The sequence below is a fragment of the Rhodoferax sp. genome (genome assembly GCF_023701345.1).
In the GTDB taxonomy this organism is placed as follows: Bacteria; Pseudomonadota; Gammaproteobacteria; order Burkholderiales; family Burkholderiaceae_C; genus Rhodoferax.
In genome coordinates, this window is the sequence record NZ_JAMPXE010000033.1 from 19572 (window position 1) to 27573 (window position 8002).

The window sequence follows — 8002 nt, forward strand, 5'->3', positions numbered from 1 at the left end:
GTCACTACGGCCATCCCAATCTGTCAGAACAAAAGACCGGCGGGCATTCGCATCCCCAATACTTTGTCCATCAACAGCTGGAAGCTACCCACAATGACCAAGGCCGTCACGGCATACAGGGCCAGTTCACGGACACTGGGCCGCTCAAACGAGGCGATCGCCGTCAGAACCAAAAAGGCAAGCAGACTGGTGACAAAAAAGCCGATGTAAGGCAGCAGCAGCGCCCAGATCACCATCGCCACGATGATTGCGAGCCGCCTCGCGCTTGAGGGTTTCACTTCACCAGGCACCTCGGCTTTTGCAGGCGCCTTCGATCGGCCAAGCTGGAAAGCAAACAACATGACCGACAGCAGAACCAGCGCGGCCGACAAAGCGCCGGGGAAAACCGAACCCATGGCGGACATGTCTTTGGTTTGCACATAAGCCGACACCCCGAGGCCAACAAACAGTCCACCAAAAAGCATGGCGGGAACGTCCCGGTACTTGACCGGCACCGCGGACTTGACCACGGTGTCGGTGGCCTCGACCACAGCGGCTCTGCGACGGCGGCTGAGCAAACCGGCAATCAGCGGGTAGAACAAGGTCAGCAAGGAAAACGCAATGATGGCCATGCTGATCGGCCGCCCGAAGAACATGGCTGCGATCGAATTGGTCGCGTTGCCAATCATGTAAGACTGCACAAAGCCCTGCTCGGCGATCTGCCCCAGCACCAGTCCCAGCACGATGGGCGACGGTGCAAAGCCGTAGCGCTGCATGATCCAGGCCAGCACGCCCAGCACCAGCATCACCTGCATGTCATGCGTGTTGCTGTGGATGGCAAAGCTGCCCAAAATGGTCAAAAAAGCCACGGTGGGCACCAGCAGGGACTTGGGGATGCGCACAATGGATTTGTAGGCGTAACGGCCCAGCAGCAAACCCACCGGCAGCATCAGGACCGTGGCAATAAGCAGGCCAAACATGAAGGTGTACACCACGTTGCCTTGTTCGTTGAACAGGCTCGGACCGATCTTGAGACCCTGCACCAGCAGCGCGCCCAGAATGATGGCGTCGGGCGGCGTGCCGGGAATGCCCAGCACCAGCGTCGGAATAAAGCCGCCACCCACCGTCGCATTATTGGAAGATTCGGTCGCGAGGACACCGTTTGGCTCGCCCTTGCCAAAGCGTTCCGGGTGCTTCGACGCACGACGCGCCTCCGAGTAGGCAATCAGGCCGGCAATGGAGCCACCCGCCCCGGGCAGGATACCGACCGCCGTGCCAATCACTGAACTTCTGATCAAGTTGAACTTGTTGGTCCAACTGATGCGCAGCGCTTCAGGCAAGCGGTAGCCCCGCGTATCCTCCAGCACCGACAGGTGCGGTGCCTTGGTGGCCACCAGGTCAATGACCACGGGGATGCAATACAGGCCGATCAAGGCCGAGGTGATGTCGATACCGCCCAGCAAGATCTGGGAATCCATCGTGTAGCGCACGTCACCACCGACCACGGCCACGCCGATGGTGGACATCAGCAGGCCCAGACAGGCACCGATCAGGCCCTTGACGGTGTTGCCCACCGACAGCGCCGAGATCAGCGTCAGCCCGAAAATCGCCAGCCAGAAGTACTCGGTCGGGCCAAAAGCCAGCGCTACATTGGCCAGCGGCGGCGCCAGCAAAATCAGCGTCAGGGCACCGACGAGGCCACCAAACACCGAGGCGATCGTGGCCAGCGTCACAGCCAGACCGCCATCACCCCGCTTGGCCATCGGGTAACCGTCAAAGGTGGTGGCGATCGACGAGGGTGTGCCCGGGGTATTGACCAGAATGGCGGAAAAGGCACCACCATAGATGGCACCGGTGTAGATGGCACCCAGGGCGATCAGCCCCGATGCCGGCGCCATGGCAAAAGTGAATGGCACCAGAATGGCCACTGCCATGGTCGCCGACAGGCCCGGCAGGGCCCCGATGATGGTGCCCAGCGTCACCCCAGCCAGCGCCAGCAGCAGGTTGAAGGGCGTCAGTGCATCGATCAGGTAGCTGAGGATTTCCATGGCAAGGCCTTTTTTGGATTACTGCTTTTTGATGCCAAGCTTCTCAGCCAGCGCGGCGTATTCCTTTTTCTTCTCGGCCATGAACTTGGGCATGTCCTTGTAGGTGACGTCCGTCAGAACAAAGCCGCCGTCCTCCATTTTCTTTTTGAAAGTGGGCTCGACATTGATGCCGCTGATGATGTCGGACACCTTTTGGCGAATGTCCTCAGGCGTTGACTTGGGCACCGACAGGCCGCGGTAGGCGCCGCCGACCAGGTCGTACCCGAGTTCACGGAAGGTCGGCACATCCGGGAAGGCGGGCATGCGCTTCTCCGACGCAACCGCCAGCATGCGCATCTTGTCGGCATGGGCGATGGCAGAAGGCGCGTAATTGAAGCCAGCGACGGTTTGCTTGCCCAGAATGGCGGTGACTGCCGGGCCGGTGCCGCTGAACGGGATGTAGGTGGTCTTGATGCCGGCAAGCTCGTCAAAACGCACCTGTGCCAGATTGTTCGACGAGTTCGAGCCGGAGCCGCTGAAGGTCAGCATGCCGGGTGATTTCTTGGCATAGTCGACCAGGTCCTTGAGTGTCTTGAAGGCGCTGTCTTTTTGCACAAAAATGGCATCGGGCGTGTAGTGGAAGTAATGCACCGGAGTCAGGTCATCGGTTTTGTAACCGACATTCTTTTGCATCGGCTGCAGCACGGTATGCGGCAGGTTGATGCCCATGATGGTGTAGCCGTCGCCCGGCATGGTGTTCAGCTGCGACCAGGCCTGGGCGCCACCGGCACCCTCCATGTACTGAATGACCGAGTCCACGCCAGCGATTTTCTTGAAGACCGATTGCTGGAATCGTGCCGAGATATCAGACTCGCCACCCGGGTTGAAGGGCAGGATGTAGTTGATCGATTTGCTGGGGTAGCTTTGCGCGGCAGCGCCTGTGGTGTAGGCCAGGCCGATGGCCAGGGTGCTGCCGAGCAAGGCAGTTGAGAGCAGTTTCTGAATAGTAAATTTGCGCATGCTTGTCTCCTGTTATATGGATCTTGAAAAAGTCTTACTCAAACGGTTAGCGGTGGGAATTCAATCGGTGGTTCAGTGGGTCGTCTCCTTGGATTCAAGCGCCCTGGCGCTGTGATTAAACCGTCAACATGCCACACACGGCCTGCGTCACCTGCACCGTGGTCGCTTTGCCGCCCAGGTCGCCGGTGTGCAGGGCCGGGTCGGCCGTGACCTGCTCGATGGCCTGCATGAGGCGTTGGGCGGCATCGCGCTCGCCCACATGCTCCAGCAGCATCACGCAACTCCAGAAGGTGCCGACCGGGTTGGCCAGGCCCTGGCCCATGATGTCGAAGGCCGAGCCGTGGATCGGTTCGAACATCGACGGATAACGGCGTTTAGGATCGATGTTGCCGGTGGGCGCGATGCCCAGGCTGCCCGCCAGCGCCGCCGCCAGATCACTCAGGATGTCGGCGTGCAGGTTGGTGGCGACCAGTGTGTCCAGCGTGGCGGGGCGGTTCACCATGCGCGCGGTGGCGGCATCCACCAGTTCCTTGTCCCAGCGCACATCGGGGAACTCTTTGGCAACCTGTACCGCAATTTCGTCCCACATCACCATGGCATGGCGCTGCGCATTGGATTTGGTCACCACCGTCAGCAACTTGCGGGGTCGCGACTGCGCCAGCTTGAAGGCAAACCGCATGATGCGCTCGACCCCCGCGCGGGTCATCATCGACACATCGGTGGCGGCTTCGATCGGATGCCCCTGGTGGACGCGTCCGCCGACACCCGAATACTCGCCTTCGGAGTTCTCGCGCACGATCACCCAGTCCAGGTCTGCAGCCTTGCAGCGCTTCAGGGGGCCGTCGATACCGGGCAGGATGCGGGTGGGCCGCACGTTGGCATATTGGTCAAAACCCTGGCAAATCTTCAGGCGCAAGCCCCACAAGGTGATGTGGTCGGGGATGTGCGGGTCGCCGGCGGAGCCAAACAGGATGGCATCCTTGTGACGCAGCGCATCCAGGCCATCAGCGGGCATCATTTCGCCATGCGCGCGATACCAGTCACCGCCCCAGCCGAAGTTCTCGAAGTCAAATGTGAAGCTGCTGCTTGAGCTGGCCAGCGCCTCCAGCACGGTCTGGCCTGCGGGCACCACTTCCTTGCCAATGCCGTCACCGGGTATACAAGCAATCTTGTAAGTCTTCATGCAGTCTCCTGTTGATTTATATTAGGTACAGGCGAAATATACCTACTGCTCATTTTTATGGATCAGATTAAAGTGACACCATTGTTTACTTTTAATTAACAATGTCATCAGATCGAGAGCGCCTGCATGTGCGCATAAAGATCGGCCTTGCCTTCGAAACCGATGCCCGGCAGATCGGGCAAGGTCACATGGCCGTCAATCACCTTGATGCCATCCGGGAAGCCGCCAAAGGGCTGGAACAGGTCGGGGTAAGACTCGTTGCCGCCCAGGCCGAGGCCGGCGGCAATGTTCAGCGACATCTGGTGACCGCCGTGCGGAATGCAGCGGCTGGCCGACCAGCCGTGTTCCTTGAGCATGTCAAGCGTGCGCAGGTATTCGACCAGGCCATAGCTCAGAGCGCAGTCGAACTGCAACCAGTCCCGGTCCGGGCGCATGCCGCCGTAACGGATCAGGTTGCGGGCGTCCTGCATCGAGAACAGGTTTTCGCCCGTGGCCATCGGGTTCTTGTAGTAACTGCGCAACGTGGCCTGCAGTTCGAAGTCCAGCGGGTCGCCCGCCTCCTCGTACCAGAACAGGTCGTACTGCGACAAGGCCTTGGCGTAGGCGATGGCGGTATCCAGGTCGAAGCGGCCATTGGCATCCACACACAGCTTCTGGCCGTCCTGCAACACTTCCATGATCGAGTCGATGCGGCGCAGGTCTTCGTCAAGCGTCGCGCCGCCGATCTTTTTCTTGACCACGGTGGAGCCGCGGTCAATGTAGCTGCGCATCTCGTCTTTCAGTTTGCCGTGATCCTGGCCGGGGTAGTAGTAACCGCCGGCGGCATAGACAAAGATTTTGCGGTCCGGCTTGCCGTTGCCGTAACGCTCTGCCAGCAACTGGAACAGCGGTTTGCCTTCGATCTTGGCCACCGCGTCCCACACCGCCATGTCGATGGTGCCGATGGCGACTGAGCGCTCGCCGTGGCCACCGGGTTTTTCGTTGGTGAACATCGTGGCCCATATCTTGTGCGGGTCCAGGTTGTTGCCGCTGTCGTCGATCAGCGCCTCGGGGCTGGCTTCCATGAGGCGCGGAATGAAGCGCTCGCGCATCAGCTTGCCCTGGCCATAACGACCGTTGGAGTTGAACCCATAGCCCACCACCGGCTTGCCGTCGCGGAGCACGTCGGTGATGACCGCCACCAGGCTCAGCGTCATCTTGCTGAAGTCAATATAGGCGTTGCGAATGGGGGAACTGATGGGAAGTGTGATCTCTCTGATGTCGACAATTTTCATGGGGGCTCCGTTGATGGGAACGCTATGATCGCCAGAACCCTTGGATTTGACCAATGCTGTTTTTCTTCTCTTCCATGCTTTCAAAGCACCGGGCATGAACCTCTCCTGGCTTGACGACTTTCTGGCTCTGGCCGCCACCGGCAACTTCTCGCGCGCCGCACAGGAGCGTCACATGACGCAGCCCGCGTTCGGCCGGCGAGTGCGGGCGCTGGAAGAGTGGCTTGGCACCGAACTTTTCGACCGGAGCTCACAGCCTGTGCGACTGACTGCGACTGGCGAGTGGTTTCATCGCGTGGCCCATGACCTTTTGGCGCAGGTGGCGCGGGTTCCCGGAGAAGCGCGTGCCGTGGCCGAAGCCAGTTCAAATCGTCTTCGGTTTGCCGCGACACATGCCTTGTCGTTCACCTTCATGCCCGGCTGGTTGCGCAGTCTCGAAGCCCACATGATGGGGGCAACAGTACAACTGGAGTCCGACATGCTGCAACGCTGCGAGGCGCTGATCGCGCAAAGCAAAGTGCAGTTCGTCGTGTGCCATGTTCATGCGCAGGCGCCGGGGCGCTTGCATGCAGAGGCTTACCCGTCGGTGCAAATCGGGAGTGACTTTTTGATTCCTGTGTCCGCAGCGGGTCAGGACGGGCATCCACTTCACTGGCTGGAGTCGGGTGCTTCTCCGGTGTCGCTGCTGAGCTACAGTGCCGAGTCCGGACTCGGGCAAATATTGCATGAGACCCGTTATGGCGCCCTGGAGAAAATAGCCAGGCAAACCCCTTTTACCGCCCATCTTGCGTCGGTGCTGCGGACCATGGTGCTCGACGGGCGCGGCATCGCCTGGTTGCCGAAAAGTCTCATTGCCGAAGATCTGGCTGCCCACCGGCTGGTGCCCGCTGCCTCAGATGCATGGGATGTCGATCTGGAAATCAGGCTCTACCGTGATCGCGCGCCCATGGGAGGCGCGGCGGAGACCCTTTGGGAGGTGGTGCGTCAAACCGGCTATTCCATGCTTGGGGAAGTCGCGGCAAAGGCCTCACCAAGATAGCTGACAAAGGCCTTGACGCGGGTCGCCGTCTGGAGCCTTTGGGGGTAAATTGCGTAGATATCGGCAGGCGGTGTTTGCCAGTTTTCGAGTACCAGCTTGAGTCGGCCACTGTGCAGGTATTTGGCAACATCCCATTCGGACCGCATCAAAATCCCGTGCCCCTCCAGCGCCCAGTTCAGGGCTGTTTCACCATCGTTGCTGCTGAGCGTTCCGCGTACCTTGATGGTTTGGCTTTGCTGACCCGAACGCAGGTGCCAAATGCCATAGGCCTCGTCACCTTGACGAATGCCAATGCAGTCGTGTTGCGCCAGCTCAGCTGGATTGCGCGGTGTCCCCCGTTGCGCCAGATAAGCCGGTGACGCACATAAAAGCCGCCGATTACTTGCAATCCGTTTGGCAATGACCCGTGCATCGGGGGGCTCTCCAAACCTGATGCAAACATCAAAAGCATCGTCGGTCAAGGCTGGCGGATTGACCGTCAGTTGCAACTGCACCTGAACTTCAGGGTAACGTTTGACAAAGCGAGAGATGAGCGGCGAAATGTGACTGCGACCAAAACCCATCGTCGCGTTCACACGCAACAATCCCTTGGGTGCGGCAATGGCGCTGCTGATCAGATGTTCCATATCGTCGATTTCGACCAGTATCCGGCGCGCATGCTCCAGGTACAACTCGCCCTCGGCGGTGAGGCTGACCCGCCGGGTCGTCCGGTTAAGCAACTGGGCGCCGAGCCTGGTCTCCATTTGATTCAGGCGCTTGCTCACCGCCGGCGTCGTGATGTTAAGCTCTCGTGCCGCTGCCGAGAAGCTGCCAAGCCGCGCCAGCAAGCTGAAGAAAGCCATCTCAGATGGCGCTGTGGTAGGTGATGACATTGTTGATTCAAAGTAAACAATGATGTCACTTTAACTAGATCCATAAACCGTGGCAATGGGTAAATTACGGTTCGATCACCAACCTTTCAGGAAACATCATGAAGACATACAAAATTGCGTGCATCGCCGGTGACGGCATTGGCAAAGAAGTCATGCCCGAGGGCCTGCGCGCTCTGCAAGCGGCTGACCAGCGCTTCAAGCTGGGGCTGGAATTCACCCATTTCGACTGGGCCCACTGCGACTATTACCTGGCGCACGGCAAGATGATGCCCGACGACTGGAAGCAGCAGCTGTCCGGTTTCGACGCCATTTATTTCGGCGCGGTCGGCTGGCCCGCCACGGTGCCGGACCATGTCTCGCTGTGGGGCTCCCTGCTGAAGTTCCGCCGCGAATTTGACCAGTACATCAACCTGCGCCCGGTGCGCCTGTTTGAAGGTGTGCCCTGCCCGCTGGCCGGGCGCAAAGCCGGCGACATCGACTACTTTGTGGTGCGCGAGAACACCGAGGGCGAATACACCGCGCTGGGCGGCATCATGTACGAGGGCACCGAGCGCGAAATCGTGATCCAGGAGTCGGTCTATTCGCGCCACGGCGCCGACCGGCTGCTGAAA

Annotated in this window: 7 protein-coding genes; 2 read left to right on the forward strand and 5 right to left on the reverse strand. The window is 59.8% G+C overall.

What is annotated here, in order from left to right; all coding sequences use genetic code 11:
• Positions 1-23: 23 nt before the first annotated feature.
• The 4 genes from NDI87_RS06660 to NDI87_RS06675 form a co-directional block, all read right to left on the reverse strand.
• Positions 24-2027, reverse strand: coding sequence for a tripartite tricarboxylate transporter permease (locus tag NDI87_RS06660; protein ID WP_296274096.1), 2004 nt, complete (start codon positions 2025-2027; stop codon positions 24-26).
• A gap of 18 nt (positions 2028-2045) precedes the next feature.
• On the reverse strand, positions 2046-3026 hold the full coding sequence (locus NDI87_RS06665) for a tripartite tricarboxylate transporter substrate binding protein (protein ID WP_296274098.1): 981 nt from the start codon (positions 3024-3026) through the stop codon (positions 2046-2048).
• 115 nt (positions 3027-3141) lie between these two features.
• Complete coding sequence (locus NDI87_RS06670) at positions 3142-4209, reverse strand: tartrate dehydrogenase (RefSeq protein WP_296274100.1); 1068 nt, start codon at positions 4207-4209, stop codon at positions 3142-3144.
• Between the two features lie 107 nt (positions 4210-4316).
• Positions 4317-5483 carry a mandelate racemase/muconate lactonizing enzyme family protein gene (locus tag NDI87_RS06675; RefSeq protein ID WP_296274102.1) on the reverse strand — a complete coding sequence of 389 codons (1167 nt, stop codon included), beginning with the start codon at positions 5481-5483 and terminating at the stop codon, positions 4317-4319.
• Positions 5484-5577: 94 nt separating this feature from the next.
• Here NDI87_RS06675 and NDI87_RS06680 point away from each other — a divergent pair, with 94 nt between their 5' ends.
• Positions 5578-6519: a LysR family transcriptional regulator gene (locus NDI87_RS06680; protein ID WP_296274104.1), complete on the forward strand. Its 942-nt coding sequence runs from the start codon at positions 5578-5580 to the stop codon at positions 6517-6519.
• Here the strand turns inward: NDI87_RS06680 and NDI87_RS06685 are convergent.
• On the reverse strand, positions 6474-7391 hold the full coding sequence (locus tag NDI87_RS06685) for a LysR substrate-binding domain-containing protein (RefSeq protein ID WP_296274105.1): 918 nt from the start codon (positions 7389-7391) through the stop codon (positions 6474-6476). The two genes, NDI87_RS06680 and NDI87_RS06685, sit on opposite strands and share 46 nt — an antisense overlap.
• A 98-nt stretch (positions 7392-7489) precedes the next feature.
• Here NDI87_RS06685 and NDI87_RS06690 point away from each other — a divergent pair.
• Positions 7490-8002, forward strand: a 513-nt coding sequence (locus NDI87_RS06690; RefSeq protein ID WP_296274106.1) for an isocitrate/isopropylmalate family dehydrogenase, incomplete at its 3' end; no start/stop codon positions are given.

Bases quoted from the DNA above. Each gene is read 5' to 3' on its own strand.
- NDI87_RS06680 (WP_296274104.1), top strand. From the start codon at position 5,578: ATGAACCTCTCCTGGCTTGACGACTTTCTGGCTCTGGCCGCCACCGGC.
- NDI87_RS06675 (WP_296274102.1), bottom strand. From the start codon at position 5,483: ATGAAAATTGTCGACATCAGAGAGATCACACTTCCCATCAGTTCCCCC.
- NDI87_RS06685 (WP_296274105.1), bottom strand. From the start codon at position 7,391: ATGTCATCACCTACCACAGCGCCATCTGAGATGGCTTTCTTCAGCTTG.
- NDI87_RS06670 (WP_296274100.1), bottom strand. From the start codon at position 4,209: ATGAAGACTTACAAGATTGCTTGTATACCCGGTGACGGCATTGGCAAG.
- NDI87_RS06665 (WP_296274098.1), bottom strand. From the start codon at position 3,026: ATGCGCAAATTTACTATTCAGAAACTGCTCTCAACTGCCTTGCTCGGC.
- NDI87_RS06660 (WP_296274096.1), bottom strand. From the start codon at position 2,027: ATGGAAATCCTCAGCTACCTGATCGATGCACTGACGCCCTTCAACCTG.